Annotated in this window: 1 protein-coding gene; it reads left to right on the forward strand. The window is 73.8% G+C overall.

Annotated features, from left to right (window positions below):
* Positions 1-34: 34 nt before the first annotated feature.
* On the forward strand, positions 35-461 hold a 427-nt coding region (locus AC1DYG_RS19655), incomplete at its 3' end, for a dihydrofolate reductase family protein (RefSeq protein WP_477641533.1).

Raw genomic sequence — 461 nt, forward strand, 5'->3', positions numbered from 1 at the left:
AAGGACGGTCGGCACCAACCTGTACGGGCGCCGGATGTACGAGACGATGCGCTACTGGGAGACCGCGCCCACCGGCCCGGACGAGCCGGCCGAGATACGGGACTTCGCGCGGATCTGGCGGGCGGCGGACAAGGTGGTCTACTCCACGACGCTCGAGTCGGCGCCCGGCGCCAGGACCCGGGTCGAGCGGGAGTTCGACCCCGACGCGGTCCGCCGGATGAAGGCGTCGGCGGCGCGGGACCTCTCCATCGGCGGCCCGGGCCTGGCCGGACAGGCGATCCGGGCGGGACTGGTCGACGAGTGTCACCTGTTCCTCGTGCCCGTCCTGGTGGGCGGCGGGACCCGGGCGCTGCCCGACGGCGTCCGGGCGCGGCTCGAAACTCGTGGCGGAACGCCGGTTCGGCGGCGGCACGGTTCACCTGCACTACCGGTTCGGGAGCTGACCGGGCCGGTAGTACGGG

It is taken from the genome of Pedococcus sp. P1_H8 (assembly GCF_056405175.1).